We start from the raw sequence: 14541 nt of genomic DNA on the forward strand, positions 1-14541 counted from the left end.
GAACCCCCACGGGTGCACCCCCGAGGAACCCACAGAACGAAAGGGATGTACGGGATGCATGAGATGTAAGCGATATATACCTGAAACCGGCTCCGAGCGGTCCCTATCGCCGCCCGCTCACCCCAGCTCCTTGCGGCCCCCGCCGCCCTCTCCCCGCTCCAGACGCTCCCGCTCCCGCTCCGCCTTCAGACGCTGCTTCTCCGCCTTCGTACGCTTCCGCTCCACATCCACCCCGCCCATCATCGCGAAGCCCGTGATCCGCACCCGCGGAGCGGACGGATCGGGGACCGAGTCCCCGCCGCTCTCGCCGAAACCGCCCATGAAGCCGATGCCCGTGACGTCCACCCGCAGCTCCGGCGGTACGACGACACTGATTCCGCCCATGAGCGCGAAGCAGCGGATCTCGACCTCGCCGTCCTCGAAATGCGCCTCGCGCAGATCCAGTTCGCCGCCGCCCATCAGCGCGAAGGCGGTGAACCGCCGGGGCACCGTCCAGGTCCCCTTACGCCCGAAGCCGCCCCACAGCGCGAACGCCGTCCGCGAAGTCGCCGCCCCGCCGACACGGCCCCGCCAGCGGCCCCGTCCGGTCGCCGGCACGGCAGCCGCCCCCGGCGAGCCCGACAGGCCCCCGGGCTCCGGAAGATCCCGCACCAGCGGCTCCAACTCGCCATGGGTACGCGCCCGGTAGGCGGCGTCCAGGCGTTCCTCGAACTCCTCCATCGTGAGCCGGCCTTCGGCCACCGCCTCTCGCAGCAGCTCGGCAATACGCTCACGTTCGCTGTCCGAGGCTCGCATCTCAGGGAGTTCACTCATACCGTCAGGATAATCAGCGAGCCCCCCGCCGACCGATCCCCGCCGCCACGCCGAGGGGAACCGCCCCGACCTGTCCCACCACAGCCGAAGACCCTAAGGCTCCGCCCGCTCCGCGTACATCTTCGCGATCACCGCTTCGATGTCCGGCTCCCGCACGGACAGATCCACCACCGGATACCCGTCCGCCACCGCCGCCACCAGCGGAGCCGCCGACTGGGACGCGGGAAACGCCAGCCACTGGCGCGGGCCCTCGACCCGCACCGTGCGGGCCAGCTCCGTGACCACCGGCGGCAGCTCGCGCGCCAGGTCCACCACCAGGGTCCGTTCGCTCTCCCCCACCTCATGGAGCCCCGCCAGCGCGCCGTCGTACATCAGCCTGCCGTGGTCGATCACCATCACCCGCCGGCACAACTGCTCGATGTCCTGGAGATCGTGCGTGGTCAGCAGCACCGTCGTCCCCTGCTCGGCGTTGAGATCGCGCAGAAACCCGCGGACCTTCGCCTTGGAGACCACATCGAGCCCGATCGTCGGCTCGTCCAGATAGAGCACCTCCGGATCGTGCAGCAGCGCCGCCGCGATATCACCGCGCATCCGCTGTCCCAGCGACAGCTGCCGTACCGGGACGTCCAGCAGCTCCCCCAGATCCAGCAGCTCCACACAGCGGTCCAGATTCTCCCGGAATCGCGCGTCCGGGATGCGGTACATCCGGTGCATCAGCCGGTACGAGTCCTTCAGCGGAAGGTCCCACCAGAGCGTCGTCCGCTGGCCGAAGACCACCCCGATCCGCTGGGCCAGCCGGGTGCGCTCCCGTGCCGGGTCGATGCCCGCCACCCGCAGCCGGCCACCGCTGGGGGTGAGAATCCCGGTCAGCATCTTGATGGTGGTCGACTTCCCCGCGCCGTTCGGGCCGATGTAGCCGACCATCTCCCCGCGCGCCACCCGGAAGCTGATCCCGTCCACCGCCCGCACCCGGCGCTTCTCCCGGCGCACCAGCCCGGCCCTGCGCCGTACGTCGAAGACCTTCTCGACCCCGTCCAGTTCGATCAAGTCCATGCTCAACTCCCCGTGCTCCGGTACGAACGAAGACCCGCCCGCCAGGCCAGCCCCGCCAGCCAGCAGCAGCCGGCCGCGACCAGGGGCGGCGTGAAGGCCGTCCACTGCGGCAGATCGAGCGGATAGGGCCGCCCCAGCACATAGAGCGCGGGCAGCCAGCTGACGAAGGCGAGCGGCACGACGAACGTCACCCCGCGCACCAGATCCCTGGCGAAGACCGTCGGCGGATACTGGAGCAGGGTGCTGCCTCCGTATGTGAACGCGTTCTGCACCTCCGCCGCGTCCTGGGCCCAGAACTGGAAGGCCGCGCCCGCGACGAACACCGCCCCGAAGATCACCGCACCGCTCAGCACCATCAGCGGCACCGTCAGCACCTTCAGCGGCGACCAGTCCACCTCGATCGTCAGCAGGCCATAGCCGAGGACCAGCCCGCCCTGGGTGATCCGGCCCAGCCGGCGCAGCGCGAACCGGTCGGCCGCGATCTGGGCCAGCACCGGGGCGGGGCGCACCAGCAGGGTGTCCAGGGTGCCGTCGCGCACCCGCCGGCCGAGGCGGTCGATCGAGCCCATGGCGAGATCGGTGAGACCGAAGGAGGTGCTGACCGCGCCGTAGAGGAAGGCGATCTCGCCGAGGGTGTAGCCGCCGAGCGCGTCGACATGCGAGAACATCAGCAGAATCGCGATGAAGTCGAAGGCGGTCACCGCGAAGGAGGCGAGGGCGGTCATCACGAAGGAGGCGCGGTAGGTCATCGTGGAGCGGATCCACATCGCGGCGATCAGCCCATAGGCGCGCAGACCGTTCGCCATGGCCCCGCCACGGGCCCGTATCCCGCGCCCGAAGGCAGGAGCGGACGCGGAAGCGGAGTCGGAGTCGTACCCCGGCACCGCGCCCACGGCCCCCACCGCACCCACGGTGCCCACCGCGCCCACCGCACCCACCGCCGGAGATCCCTCGACCGGCTCAGCCACCCTGCACCACCACCCGTCGCGTCGCCATCGTCTGGAGCACCCGTCCCGCCCCGAGCAGCACCACCGCCCAGCCGGCCTGGAAGGCGTACGCCCCCGCCAGCCCCCACCCGGTGTGCTTGCCGAGCAGCACATCCGCCGGGACCTGGAGCAGCGCCGACCACGGCAGCGCCCGCGCGACCTCGCCCAGCGCCCCGGGGAAGATATTGAGCGGCAGCAGCATCCCCGAGAAGAACAGCCCGGCCAGCCAGCTGATCTGGGTCACCCCGGCGCCGTCCATCAGCCAGAACGCCAGCAGCGCCACCAGGAACCGCAGCGCGAAGCTGACCAGCAGACCGAGCGTCACCGCCGCCAGAAAGGCGAGCCAGGTCAGCGAGGCCCCCGGCAGCGCCAGATCGAAGGCGAGCGCACCGAGCCCGAGCGGGATCACCCCCCGGCCCAGCAGATGGAAGAACGCCCGGCCCATGTCGCCGGCCAGCCACCACAGCTGGAGGTCGACGGGGCGGCTGAGGTCGACGGCGATGTCGCCGGAGCGGATCCGTTCGACCAGCTCGTCCTCGAAACCGCCGCCCATCATGGCGCAGGCCATCAGCAGCGCCTGGCCCAGCCAGACATAGGTGACGGCCTGGGAGACGTCGTAGCCGCCGAGCTGGGGGCGCTGGTCCCAGAGGGCGGTATAGGTGTACGCCATGATGAAGCCGAAGACGGTGTTGGTGAACACCCCCGCCGCCGTGGCCACCCGGTAGGTCGCGTACCGGCGGAACGAGCCCGCCGCCACGACCCCGTAGAGCCGCACGTCCGTCTCCCCTCCCCAGGTGCCAAAGCGCCCGAGCTTAGTCCGGCGGCGCAGCGGCCCGCGAGGTATTTTCGGGTGAAGGTCCGGTGGATATCGCACCTAAAAGTGCAGTATGTGCGTATGAGTGAGGAGCCACAGGGACAGGGCTGGCCCCCCAGGGACGCGACCGTGTCCGCTCCGGCGGCGGACGCCCCCTCCGGCGGCGCCCGGCCCCCCGGGCAGGGGAGACGCGGATGGCACCGGTTCGTGCCCGGCTGGCGGCTGGTCCTCGGTGCGCTGGTGCTCATCGCGCTCCTGCTGACCGGCGGTTTCCTCGCCGGTTACGCGCTGGTCCACATCCCGCCGGCCAACGCCACGGCCACCGCCCAGTCCAATGTCTATCTGTACGAGGACGGCACCCTGCTCGCCCGTGACGGCGAGGTCAACCGGGAGAGCGTCCCGCTCGCCCAGGTCCCGCTGACGGTCCGGCAGGCGGTACTGGCCGCCGAGGACCGAGACTTCTACTCCCAGCGGGCGGTCGACCCCAAGGCGATGGTCCGCGCCGCCTGGAACACGCTCACCGGCAAGGGCAAGCAGTCCGGCTCCACCATCACCCAGCAGTACGTCAAGAATTACTACCTCGGCCAGGAGCAGACCCTCTCCCGCAAGTGGAAGGAGTTCTTCATCTCCATCAAGCTCAGCCGTGAGCAGAGCAAGGACGAGATCCTCCAGGGCTATCTCAACACCAGCTACTTCGGCCGGAACGCCTACGGCGTCCAGGCGGCGGCGCAGGCGTACTACGGCAAGGACATCGAGGAGATCGACACCGCCGAGGGCGCTTATCTCGCGACCCTGCTGAACGCCCCGAGCACCTTCGACGTCACCACCCACCCGGAGAACCGGAACGCGGCGCTCGCCCGCTGGAACTACACCCTCGGCGGCATGGTGAAGGAGAAGTGGCTGACCCCCTCCGAGCGGGCCGCCATGACCTTTCCCGATCCCCAGCGCGCCAGGTCCGCCACCGGGCTCTCCGGGCAGCGCGGCTATGTGGTCCAGGCCGTCGAGGAGTATCTGACCGGCGATGCGGAGGGCACGGTGATCCTCGACGAGAAAACCCTCGCGGCGGGCGGCTACCGGATCACCACCACCCTGGAGCGCGCCAAGCAGGATGCCTTCACCGAGGCCGTGACCGACCAGGTGACGTCCCGGCTGGACGGCGAGCGCAAGACCGACCGCAATGTGCGGGTGGGCGGCGCGTCCATCGACCCGGCCACGGGGAGGGTCGTCGCGATGTACGGCGGCGTCGACTACACCCGGCAGTACGTCAACAACGCGACCCGCCGGGACTATCAGGTCGGCTCCGCCTTCAAGCCGTTCGTCTTCGCCTCCGCCGTCGAGAACCACTCCCGTACCCAGGACGGCAGACGGATCACCCCCGAAACGCTCTACGACGGCACCGACCGGCGCAGGGTGGAGGGCTGGAGCGGCAGGCCGTACGCGCCCGAGAACGAGGACGGGATCTCCTACGGCCAGATCACCGTCACCGAGGCCACCGACAAATCCGTGAACGCGGTGTACGCGCAGATGGCCATGGACGTGGGGCCCGCCAGGGTCCGGGAGACCGCGATCGGGCTGGGCATCCCCGCGGACACCCCCGATCTGAGCGCCTCGCCCTCCATCGCGCTCGGCCCCGCGACGCCGAGCGTGCTCGATATGACGGAGGCGTACGCGACCCTCGCCGACCACGGCCGGCACCGCGCCTACACGCTCGTCACCAAGGTCACCAAGGACGGGGTGGCGGTCCGGCTGCCGAAGCGCGCCGCCCGGCAGGCGGTGAGCCGGGAGGCGGCCGACACCACCACCGGGATCCTCCAGAGCGTCGTGGACGGCGGCACCGGTACGGCGGCGCAGTCGGCGGGCCGTCCGGCGGCGGGCAAGACGGGGACGGCGGAGGAGGACCGGGCCGCCTGGTTCGCCGGGTACACGCCGGAGCTGGCGACCGTGGTCGCGGTCATGGGGCAGGACCCCGACACCGGGACGCAGAAGTCGCTGTACGGGGCGATGGGGGTGCCCCGGGTCAACGGCGGCGGGGCCCCGGCCCGGATCTGGGGGCAGTTCACGGGGCTGGCGCTGGCGGACCGGGAGATCGTGGAATTCGAACTGCTGCTGGAGCCGGGGGCCTGGCAGGAGAGCTCGCCCACGGCGTCCTCCAGCCCGTCCGAACCGGGCCGGGGCTCCGGCTCCCCGAGCCGCGCGCCGAGCCGGGCGCCGAGCCGCGGCCCGAGCGTGAGCGGCGGGCCGGGAGAGACGAAGGCTCCGGAGCCGCCGCCCCTCCCGGAGGCGCCGCCGACCGTGGGCGAGGCGCCGCAGGAGGCCGAGGGGCCGGTGACGGAGGGGGTGGGCCGGCCGGAGACGGGCGAGGACGCCCCCTTCGGCGGGGGTTCCGACGGCGGCGCGGGGGACGGGGGCGGGCCGGGCGAGGAGGCGGGGCCGGCAGGTCCGGCGGGTCCGGCCGATCCGGCGGGGAGACCGGACCCGGGTGCGATGACCGGACCCCGATGAGCGGGGCGGGGCCTGGGGGGTGTCTTCAAGGCAGACGGACGACGGGCCGGCCCTGGGAAGCCAGGACCGGCCCGGACGCGCCCGTCAGACTCAGTGCCCCGACGTCGCCTTCAGGCCGACGACCGCGACCAGCAGCAGTGAGACGAAGAAGATCCGCGCGGCCGTCACCGGCTCGTTCAGCGCGACCATGCCGACGATCGCGGCACCCGCCGCGCCGATGCCGACCCAGACGCCGTACGCGGTGCCGATCGGCAGCGTCTTGGTCGCCTGCGCCAGCAGGACCATGCTGGCGACGATGCCCGCGCCGGTGAACACACTGGGCCACAGCTTGGTGAACCCATCGGTGAACTTCATTCCGATCGACCAGCCGACTTCCAGCACACCGGCGATGATCAGCAGAACCCAGGCCATGACGGCACCTCCGAGACGCGACACTTCAACGGGGTGCGTCGTCTTTGCAGAGCCCGGTACGGCGCGTCTCGTCGGGGTGTCTCCACCGTAGCAAAAAGCGACGGGAACAGCTGGTGAGCCCGGTCACCAGCCGCCCCCGGAGCGTGCCCTAGAGATAGAGGCCGGTGGAGTCCTCGGAGCCCTGGAAGCGATCGGCGGCGACCGCGTGCAGATCGCGCTCCCGCATCAGTACGTACGCCACGCCCCGCACCTCGACCTCGGCGCGGTCCTCGGGGTCGTACAGCACCCGGTCGCCCGGCTCCACGGTCCGTACGTTCTGGCCCACGGCGACCACCCCGGCCCAGGCCAGCCGGCGGCCCACGGCGGCCGTCGCCGGAATGACGATGCCTCCGCTGGAGCGCCGCTCGCCCTCCGGGATGTCGGTCCTCACCAGCACCCGGTCGTGCAGCATCCGGATGGGGAGCTTGTCGTGCTGGGTGCTGTGTTCATGACTATTGGCGCTCACGCGTCGAACCTACCTGCCACGGGCGGTGCAGAGGTGTGCGGGTGGTCCCCGGTATCCGTACGGTTACCTTCGCCGGGGCCGGGGGGCCGGCCCGCGCGGGCGCCGTGGATCACGGCTTCTGCTTGCGCGAGGAGACGGCGAGCAGCCCCACCAGGCCCACGACCACCAGGGCGACCGGAACCACCCGGTCCAGGCGGGGTGCGCCATCCTCGGTGACAAACCTCCCCCGGACGCCCGAGACCGTGCGGTGCACCGCCGCGAAGGCCCGTCCGGTGGTCCGGTCCACCGTCTCGGCGACCTTCGCCTTCGCATCGCCGATGACCGTCTTCGGGTGCACGCGCACCCCGATCTCGTCGAGCGTCTCGGCCAGCTGCTCGCGCCTGCGGACGATGTCCGCTTCGATCTGCGCAGGGGTCCTCGCGTCCGACACCGCGCTGCCTCCGTGGTCGTATCGGGTGATTCTTCATCGTCAGTCTGTCAGCTCGGCCGGGCACACACCCCACGGCACCCCTATTACGCTCGACGACGTACACCCGCACGGGGTGCCCCCGTGCGGATCGTCCCGGCCCGCCCCGACGAGGAGAACCATGAGCGAGCGACTCCAGCCCGGCGACACCGCCCCCGCCTTCACCCTGCCCGACGCCGACGGCAACGAGGTGTCGCTCGCGTCGTACCGGGGCCGGAAGGTCATCGTGTACTTCTACCCCGCCGCGCTCACCCCCGGCTGCACCAAGCAGGCCTGCGACTTCACGGACAACCTGGAGCTGCTGGCGGACGCGGGCTATGACGTCATCGGCGTCTCCCCGGACAAGCCGGAGAAGCTGGCGAAGTTCCGCGAGCAGGAGAGCCTCAAGGTCACGCTGGTCGGGGACCCGTCGAAGGCGACGCTGGAGAACTACGGCGCGTTCGGCGAGAAGAAGCTGTACGGGAAGACCGTGACGGGCGTGATCCGGTCGACCGTGGTCGTGGACGAGAACGGCACGGTGGAGCGCGCCCTGTACAACGTGAAGGCCACCGGGCATGTCGCCAAGATCATCAAGGATCTGGGCATCTGACGGACCCGGTGCACCGGCCTCCGCGGCCCGTTCCGCTTCGGCCCGAGGCGGGGCGGGCCGTACCGCCGTACCCGGAGCGCCGCGTATCGAGTACCGTGGCTGGCGGCCGGCGGCCGTGTTGTAACTGGCAGCCAAGCGGCGCTTAGAACGCCGTGGGAGAAATCCCGTGTGGGTTCGAGTCCCACCGGCCGCACCATGCGAAGGGCCACTCGGGAGAGTGGCCCTTCGTCGTACGGGAGCACCGGCTGAGCGGCTGGGAGCGGCGTCAGCCCAGCAGCTCCCGGATCACCGGGATCAGCGCCCGGAACGCCTTCCCCCGGTGGCTGATCGCGTTCTTCTCCGCCGCGCTCAGCTCCGCCGCCGTACGGGAGAAGCCCTCCGGCTGAAGGATCGGGTCGTAGCCGAAGCCGTTGGCGCCGGCCGGGGCGTGGCGCAGGGCGCCCGGCATACGGCCCTCGACCACACGTTCCGTGCCGTCGGGGAGGGCCAGCGCCGCCGCGCAGAAGAAGTGGGCGGCGCGGTGCTCGGCGGCGATGTCCGAGAGCTGGGCGAGCAGCAGATCGAGGTTGGCCCGGTCGTTCCCATGGGCACCGGCCCAGCGGGCGGAGAAGATCCCGGGAGCGCCGCCGAGCACGTCCACACAGAGGCCGGAGTCGTCGGCGATGGCGGGCAGACCGGTGGCCTGGGCCAGGGCATGGGCCTTGAGCAGGGCGTTCTCGGCGAAGGTGACGCCGGTTTCCTTGACGTCGGGGACTTCGGGATATGCCTCCGTGCCGACGAGCTCATACGGGAGCTCGGCGGCGGCGAGGATGGCCCGGAGTTCGGTGATCTTCCCGGGATTGCGAGTGGCGAGGACGATACGGGTCATGCCTCGATTATCCGGCGGATGGATCAAGGCGTCGCCGGTGGGCCCCGGTGGGCGGGTCAGGGGCTGCAGACCTTGCCCAGTTCGGCGGCGGCGTCCGTGACCGGCTTGAGGTCCGGCGTGGGGTCGCCGCCCTCGATCGACTCGCGGACATTGCCGATCCCGGCTTCGAGGTCGTCGACGGCCTTGTTCAGATCGGCGTCGTCCGTCGTGTCGCCGAGGTCCTTCAGCTCCTTGTCGATGGAGTCGAGGGCCTCCCGCACCTGGGTCGGGTCCTCGGCCGCGGTGGCCACCGCCTCGGTGAGCTTCCCGACGCTCGTGGTGACCGCCTCGGCTGTCTGGACGCAGTCGAGGGCCTTGTCGATGGCGCCGCAGCCGGCGGTGACCGGCACGATCAGAGCGGCGGTGGCGATGGCGAGGGCGATACGGCGGCGCGGGGCCATGAGACTGTCCTCCCGAAGGCTGGCCGGGTGCACGGTTCGGCCCGTGCACCCGTACCGGTAACGACGCCGGATGCGGCGTTCTTGGTTGCTTCTTTACTCGGCGGACAGGGTCGCCGCCAGGGCGTCCCGCTGGAGGGCGGCGAGGTCGGCGCAGCCGCCGGAGGCCAGGTCGAGCAGGGCGTTGAGCTCCTTGCGGTCGAAGGGCTCGGCCTCGGCGGTGCCCTGGACCTCGACGAAGCGGCCGTCGCCGGTGCAGACCACGTTCATGTCGGTGTCGGCGCGTACGTCTTCCTCATAGCAGAGGTCGAGGAGCGGAGCGCCGTCGACGATGCCGACCGAGACGGCGGCGACGGTGCCGGTGAGCGGCTTGCGTCCGGCGCGTACCAGCTTCTTGTCCTGCGCCCAGCCGATCGCGTCGGCGAGGGCGACATACGCGCCGGTGATGGCGGCGGTGCGGGTGCCGCCGTCGGCCTGGAGGACGTCGCAGTCGAGCACGATGGTGTTCTCGCCGAGCGCCTTGAAGTCGATCACGGCCCGCAGCGAGCGGCCGATGAGACGGCTGATCTCATGGGTGCGTCCGCCGATCTTGCCGCGGACGGACTCGCGGTCGCCGCGGGTGTTGGTGGAGCGCGGCAGCATCGAGTACTCGGCGGTGACCCATCCCTCGCCGCTGCCCTTGCGCCAGCGCGGCACTCCTTCGGTGACGGAGGCGGTGCAGAAGACCTTGGTGTCGCCGAAGGAGATGAGCACGGAGCCCTCGGCGTGCTTGCTCCATCCGCGTTCGATGGTGACCGGGCGGAGCTGTTCGGGGGTGCGGCCGTCGATTCGAGACATGGCCCTGAGCCTATCGGCTGGGCGGAAGGGCCCCGTTCCGGCGGGAACGGGGCCCTTCGGGAAAGCGGTCCTCCGGGAATGGGGACCCTCGGGAACGGGCCCCTCGGGAACGCGGCCCCCGGGAACGGCCCGGACCGGCTGGATCAGATGGATCGGCCGGTCACATCATGTCTTCGATCTCATTGGCGATCGGGTCGGCGTCCGTGCCGATGACGACCTGGATCGCGGTGCCCATCTTGACGACGCCGTGCGCGCCCGCGGCCTTGAGCGCGGCCTCGTCGACCGCCGCGGGGTTCTCGACCTCGGTGCGAAGGCGGGTGATGCAGCCCTCGATCTCCACGATGTTGTCGATTCCGCCGAGCCCGGCGACGATCTTCTCAGCCTTGGTGGCCATGTCTTCTCCCTGAGTTTCGAGCGGCGCCCGCACCGGGCGCTCAGCGCTGCGTCGGCCCACCACCGGTGCGCTTTGTCACGGTAACGCACGGTTGGCCCATCTTCACGGGCGAGTAACCGTCATCTCCCGAATGATGGCCATCACCAGCGTTCCCGGTTGGGCCCATAACTGGTCTACACCAGTCCGCGACATCCGCCCAAACCGGACGGCCGCCCCGGAAAGGATGCCGATGACGTCGGAGAGTGCCGCCGCGGTGCAGCCGTCTCCCTGGAGCAAGATCTTCCAGGGGCTGCAGAAGATGGGGCGCAGCCTTCAGCTCCCCATCGCCGTGCTCCCCGCGGCGGGCATCCTCAACCGGCTCGGCCAGCCGGACGTCTTCGGCGACGAGGGTCTCGGCTGGACCGATGTGGCCAAGGTGATGGCCGGTGCGGGCGGCGCGCTCCTCGACGCGAACATCGGGCTGCCGCTGCTGTTCTGCGTCGGCGTGGCCATCGGCATGGCGAAGAAGTCCGACGGCTCGACGGCGCTGGCGGCGGTCGCGGGATTTCTCGTCTACTACAACGTGCTTCAGCAGTTCCCCGAGGAATGCGTGGGCGGTGCGAAGGCCGCGGCGACGGGCTGTCAGGCTCCGAACGGATCGGTCGAGTCCTTCGTCTATCAGAACCCCGGTGTGTTCGGCGGCATTGTGATGGGTCTGCTCACCGCCTATTTCTGGCAGCGCTACCACCGCACCAGGCTGGTCGACTGGCTGGGCTTCTTCAATGGCCGCCGGCTGGTCCCGATCATCATGTCCTTTGTCGCGATCGCGTTCGCGGTGATCTCCCTCTGGGTCTGGCCGCCCATCGGACGGGGGCTGGAGAGTTTCAGCGACTGGCTGGTGAGCCTGGGCGCATGGGGTTCTGGAATCTTCGGGGTCACCAATCGGGCACTGCTCGTCATCGGTCTGCATCAGTTTCTCAATGTGCCGATCTGGTTCCAGCTCGGCAGTTACACCGAGCCGAGCGGCAAGGTGGTGCACGGCGACATCACGATGTTCCTGGCGGGCGACCCCGATGCGGGGCAGTTCACCACGGGCTTCTTCCCGATCATGATGTTCGCGCTGCCCGCCGTGGCGCTGGCGATCGCCCACAGCGCGAGGCCGCACCGGCGCAAGGAGGTGGGCGGCATGATGCTGTCGGTCGGTCTGACCTCGTTCGTCACCGGGATCACCGAGCCGATCGAGTATTCGTTCCTCTTCGTCGCGCCCGCGCTCTATGCGATTCACGCGGTGCTCACCGGTGTATCCATGGCGGTGACCTGGGCGCTGGGCGTGAAGGACGGTTTCAGCTTCTCGGCCGGACTGATCGACTATGTGATCAACTGGGGGCTGGCGACAAAGCCCTGGCTGATCATTCCGATCGGGCTCTGTTTCGCCGCGGTGTATTACGCGATCTTCCGGTTCGCGATCATCAAGTTCAATCTTCCGGTACCCGGGCGGGAGCCCGAGGAGATCGGCGATCAGCTGGAGCGGGACAACATCAAGTAGGCGGCTGCCGATCGTATGCCGTCCGGCCTGGAATGATGTGCCGGGCCCGGCGCGACGGAATTCACAACACCCCTGCGTATCTCACCCCTATTCGCAGGTTCCTTATCCATCCCTCACATGTTACAAAGGTCTACACCACTTAGTGGTGTAGACCACGCAGCGCTGCCGCGCTCCCCCCTGAGACGCCGCACTCCCCCCTGTTCTTCCCCCCTCGGCGGCGCCTTGCTCTCCTGGAGGATTCCGATGTCCACGGTCAGCGCCGCCCCCGCGGCTCAGAAGAAGGGCGCGCGGGCGATGGCCGTCATGCAGCGCGTCGGCCGCAGTCTGATGCTGCCGGTCGCGGTGCTGCCGGCCGCCGCCCTCCTGGTCCGGCTCGGCAATGACGACATGCTCGGGCGGGAGTCCTTCCCGGACTTCGTCACCTCGATCGCCGGGTATATGCACGCCGGCGGCAACGCCCTGCTGGAGAACATGGCGCTGCTCTTCGCCGTCGGCATCGCGATCGGCTTCGCGAAGAAGTCGGACGGCTCCACCGCGCTCGCGGCGGTCACCGGCTATCTGGTCTTCGAGAACGTGCTGGGCACGTTCACGGACAAGAATCAGCCGAAGGTCGCCGCGGTCGTCGACGGCAAGATCGTCATGCAGGACGCAGCGGTCTCCGCCGGGGTGCTCGGCGGTGTGGTCATGGGCATCGTGGTGGCGCTGCTCTATCAGCGCTTCTACCGCACCAAGCTGCCCGACTGGGCCGGCTTCTTCGGCGGGCGGCGGCTGGTGCCGATCCTCTCCGCCTTCGCGGGACTGGTCATCGGCATCCTCTTCGGTCTCATCTGGCCGGTGCTCGGCGCGGGTCTGCACAACTTCGGCGAGTGGCTCGTCGGCTCCGGCGCGGTGGGCGCGGGCATCTTCGGCGTCGCCAACCGCGCGCTGATCCCGGTGGGCATGCACCATCTGCTGAACTCGTTCCCCTGGTTCCAGGCCGGTTCGTACGACGGCAAGAACGGCGACATCGCCCGCTTCCTGGCGGGCGACCCGACGGCCGGACAGTTCATGACCGGCTTCTTCCCGATCATGATGTTCGCGCTGCCCGCCGCCTGTCTGGCGATCGTGCACTGCGCCCGGCCGGAGCGGCGCAAGGTCGTCGGCGGGATGATGCTGTCGCTCGCGCTGACCTCGTTCGTGACCGGGGTGACCGAGCCGATCGAGTTCACCTTCATGTTCATCGCGCCGGTGCTGTACGCGGTCCACGCGCTGCTGACCGGTGTGTCCATGGCCCTGACCTGGGCGCTCGGCATGAAGGACGGCTTCGGCTTCTCAGCCGGCGCGCTGGACTTCCTGCTGAATCTGGGCGTCGCGTCCAAGCCGTGGGGGCTGGCGCTGGTGGGGCTCTGCTTCGCGGTGGTGTACTACGCGGTCTTCCGGTTCGCGATCACCCGGTTCAATCTGCCGACACCGGGGCGGGAGTCCGATGAAGAGCTCGCCGAGCTGCTGAAGGCGGAGGCCAAGTAGTCCTCCGGACCCGGCGGGGAGACGCCTCGGCCCCGGTCGCACCGTGCACGGTGCGACCGGGGCCGTACTCCTAAACGTCGTAGATCTGGCCCGCCGCGGCGATCCGGGCGGGGCCCCGGTAGACGGCGCGGGCGTCGTCGAGATTGCGCCGTCCGTCCGTCCACGGCGGGATATGGGTCAGCACCAGCCGCCCGACCCCCGCGCGCTCGGCCAGCAGACCGGCCTCCCGGCCGTTGAGATGGAGATCGGGGATGTCCTCCTTGCCATGGGTGAAGGACGCCTCGCACAGAAACAGATCCGCGCCGTCGGCGAGTTCGCGCAACGGCTCGCAGACTCCGGTGTCACCGGAGTACGCCAGGGTCCGGCCGCCGTGCTCCAGCCGGATGCCGTACGCCTCGACGGGATGGGCGACGCGCTCGGTGCGGACGGAGAACGGGCCGATGTCGAAGCTGCCGGCCTTGAGGGTGTGGAAGTCGAAGACCTCGCTCATGGCGGTGGGGGTCGGGGTGTCCGCGTACGCGGTGATCAGTCGCTGCTCGGTGCCCTCGGGCCCGTAGACGGGAATGGCGTCGCAGCGACCGCCCTCATGGCGGTAGTAGCGGGCGACGAAGTACCCGCACATGTCGATGCAGTGATCCGCGTGCAGATGGCTGAGGAAGATGGCGTCGAGGTCGTAGAGACCGATATGGCGCTGCAGCTCTCCGAGGGCGCCGTTGCCCATGTCGAGGAGCAGCCGGAAGCCGTCGGCCTCTACCAGGTAGCTCGAACAGGCCGATTCCGCGGACGGGAACGACCCCGAGCAGCCGACGACGGTGAGCTTCATGGAGCTTGAACC

Annotated in this window: 16 protein-coding genes, 1 tRNA gene and 1 riboswitch; of the genes, 5 read left to right on the forward strand and 12 right to left on the reverse strand. The window is 69.9% G+C overall.

All coding sequences use genetic code 11. From position 1 onward, the window contains the following. Positions 1 to 117: 117 nt before the first annotated feature. The 4 genes from FF041_RS03900 to FF041_RS03915 form a co-directional block, all read right to left on the reverse strand. Positions 118 to 795 carry a DUF1707 SHOCT-like domain-containing protein gene (locus FF041_RS03900; protein ID WP_153521049.1) on the reverse strand — a complete coding sequence of 226 codons (678 nt, stop codon included), beginning with the start codon at positions 793 to 795 and terminating at the stop codon, positions 118 to 120. Positions 796 to 906: 111 nt separating this feature from the next. After that, positions 907 to 1866: an ABC transporter ATP-binding protein gene (locus FF041_RS03905; protein WP_153521035.1), complete on the reverse strand. Its 960-nt coding sequence runs from the start codon at positions 1864 to 1866 to the stop codon at positions 907 to 909. A 2-nt stretch (positions 1867 to 1868) separates the two neighbouring features. Next, positions 1869 to 2672 (reverse strand): ABC transporter permease, encoded by an 804-nt coding sequence (locus FF041_RS03910; RefSeq protein WP_153521050.1) that lies wholly within the window; start codon positions 2670 to 2672, stop codon positions 1869 to 1871. A 154-nt stretch (positions 2673 to 2826) separates the two neighbouring features. After that, positions 2827 to 3627 carry an ABC transporter permease gene (locus FF041_RS03915; protein ID WP_323391145.1) on the reverse strand — a complete coding sequence of 267 codons (801 nt, stop codon included), beginning with the start codon at positions 3625 to 3627 and terminating at the stop codon, positions 2827 to 2829. Positions 3628 to 3747: 120 nt separating this feature from the next. Between FF041_RS03915 and FF041_RS03920 the strand changes: the two genes are divergently transcribed. Then, on the forward strand, positions 3748 to 6168 hold the full coding sequence (locus tag FF041_RS03920) for a transglycosylase domain-containing protein (RefSeq protein WP_153521036.1): 2421 nt from the start codon (positions 3748 to 3750) through the stop codon (positions 6166 to 6168). Positions 6169 to 6258: 90 nt separating this feature from the next. On the opposite strand, the gene FF041_RS03925 is transcribed toward FF041_RS03920, so the two are convergent. From FF041_RS03925 to FF041_RS03935, 3 genes are all read right to left on the reverse strand, one after another. After that, a complete protein-coding gene (locus FF041_RS03925; RefSeq protein WP_153485068.1) occupies positions 6259 to 6579 on the reverse strand; it encodes a DMT family transporter in 321 nt (106 codons plus the stop codon). A gap of 32 nt (positions 6580 to 6611) precedes the next feature. After that, a riboswitch (guanidine-III (ykkC-III) riboswitch) is annotated at positions 6612 to 6676 on the reverse strand. A gap of 51 nt (positions 6677 to 6727) precedes the next feature. Further along, positions 6728 to 7084 (reverse strand): GroES family chaperonin, encoded by a 357-nt coding sequence (locus FF041_RS03930; RefSeq protein WP_323371953.1) that lies wholly within the window; start codon positions 7082 to 7084, stop codon positions 6728 to 6730. A 109-nt stretch (positions 7085 to 7193) separates the two neighbouring features. Continuing rightward, positions 7194 to 7514 carry a DUF3618 domain-containing protein gene (locus FF041_RS03935; protein ID WP_323391148.1) on the reverse strand — a complete coding sequence of 107 codons (321 nt, stop codon included), beginning with the start codon at positions 7512 to 7514 and terminating at the stop codon, positions 7194 to 7196. Positions 7515 to 7671: 157 nt separating this feature from the next. Between FF041_RS03935 and bcp the strand changes: the two genes are divergently transcribed. Together bcp and FF041_RS03945 are read left to right on the forward strand one after the other, a co-directional pair. Then, positions 7672 to 8139 carry a thioredoxin-dependent thiol peroxidase gene (bcp, locus tag FF041_RS03940; protein ID WP_153485066.1) on the forward strand — a complete coding sequence of 156 codons (468 nt, stop codon included), beginning with the start codon at positions 7672 to 7674 and terminating at the stop codon, positions 8137 to 8139. Positions 8140 to 8248: 109 nt separating this feature from the next. After that, positions 8249 to 8335 (forward strand) — tRNA-Leu (locus FF041_RS03945). A gap of 69 nt (positions 8336 to 8404) precedes the next feature. Here the strand turns inward: FF041_RS03945 and rdgB are convergent. The 4 genes from rdgB to FF041_RS03965 form a co-directional block, all read right to left on the reverse strand. Continuing rightward, on the reverse strand, positions 8405 to 9007 hold the full coding sequence (rdgB, locus tag FF041_RS03950) for an RdgB/HAM1 family non-canonical purine NTP pyrophosphatase (RefSeq protein ID WP_153521037.1): 603 nt from the start codon (positions 9005 to 9007) through the stop codon (positions 8405 to 8407). 56 nt (positions 9008 to 9063) lie between these two features. Next, positions 9064 to 9447 carry a hypothetical protein gene (locus FF041_RS03955; protein ID WP_153485063.1) on the reverse strand — a complete coding sequence of 128 codons (384 nt, stop codon included), beginning with the start codon at positions 9445 to 9447 and terminating at the stop codon, positions 9064 to 9066. A gap of 93 nt (positions 9448 to 9540) precedes the next feature. After that, complete coding sequence (rph, locus tag FF041_RS03960; protein ID WP_153521038.1) at positions 9541 to 10281, reverse strand: ribonuclease PH; 741 nt, start codon at positions 10279 to 10281, stop codon at positions 9541 to 9543. A 160-nt stretch (positions 10282 to 10441) separates the two neighbouring features. Further along, positions 10442 to 10708, reverse strand: a complete 267-nt coding sequence (locus tag FF041_RS03965) for a PTS glucose/sucrose transporter subunit IIB (protein WP_323371956.1) — start codon at positions 10706 to 10708, stop codon at positions 10442 to 10444. Positions 10709 to 10904: 196 nt separating this feature from the next. Between FF041_RS03965 and FF041_RS03970 the strand changes: the two genes are divergently transcribed. Beyond that, a complete protein-coding gene (locus FF041_RS03970) occupies positions 10905 to 12200 on the forward strand; it encodes a PTS transporter subunit EIIC (protein ID WP_153521052.1) in 1296 nt (431 codons plus the stop codon). Between the two features lie 243 nt (positions 12201 to 12443). Next, positions 12444 to 13706: a PTS transporter subunit EIIC gene (locus FF041_RS03975; protein ID WP_153485058.1), complete on the forward strand. Its 1263-nt coding sequence runs from the start codon at positions 12444 to 12446 to the stop codon at positions 13704 to 13706. A gap of 70 nt (positions 13707 to 13776) precedes the next feature. Here the strand turns inward: FF041_RS03975 and FF041_RS03980 are convergent, their stop codons facing one another. Then, complete coding sequence (locus FF041_RS03980) at positions 13777 to 14529, reverse strand: MBL fold metallo-hydrolase (protein WP_153521039.1); 753 nt, start codon at positions 14527 to 14529, stop codon at positions 13777 to 13779. Positions 14530 to 14541 lie beyond the last annotated feature (12 nt).

Source organism: Streptomyces jumonjinensis, assembly GCF_009600885.1.
Taxonomy (GTDB): Bacteria; Actinomycetota; Actinomycetes; order Streptomycetales; family Streptomycetaceae; genus Streptomyces; species Streptomyces jumonjinensis.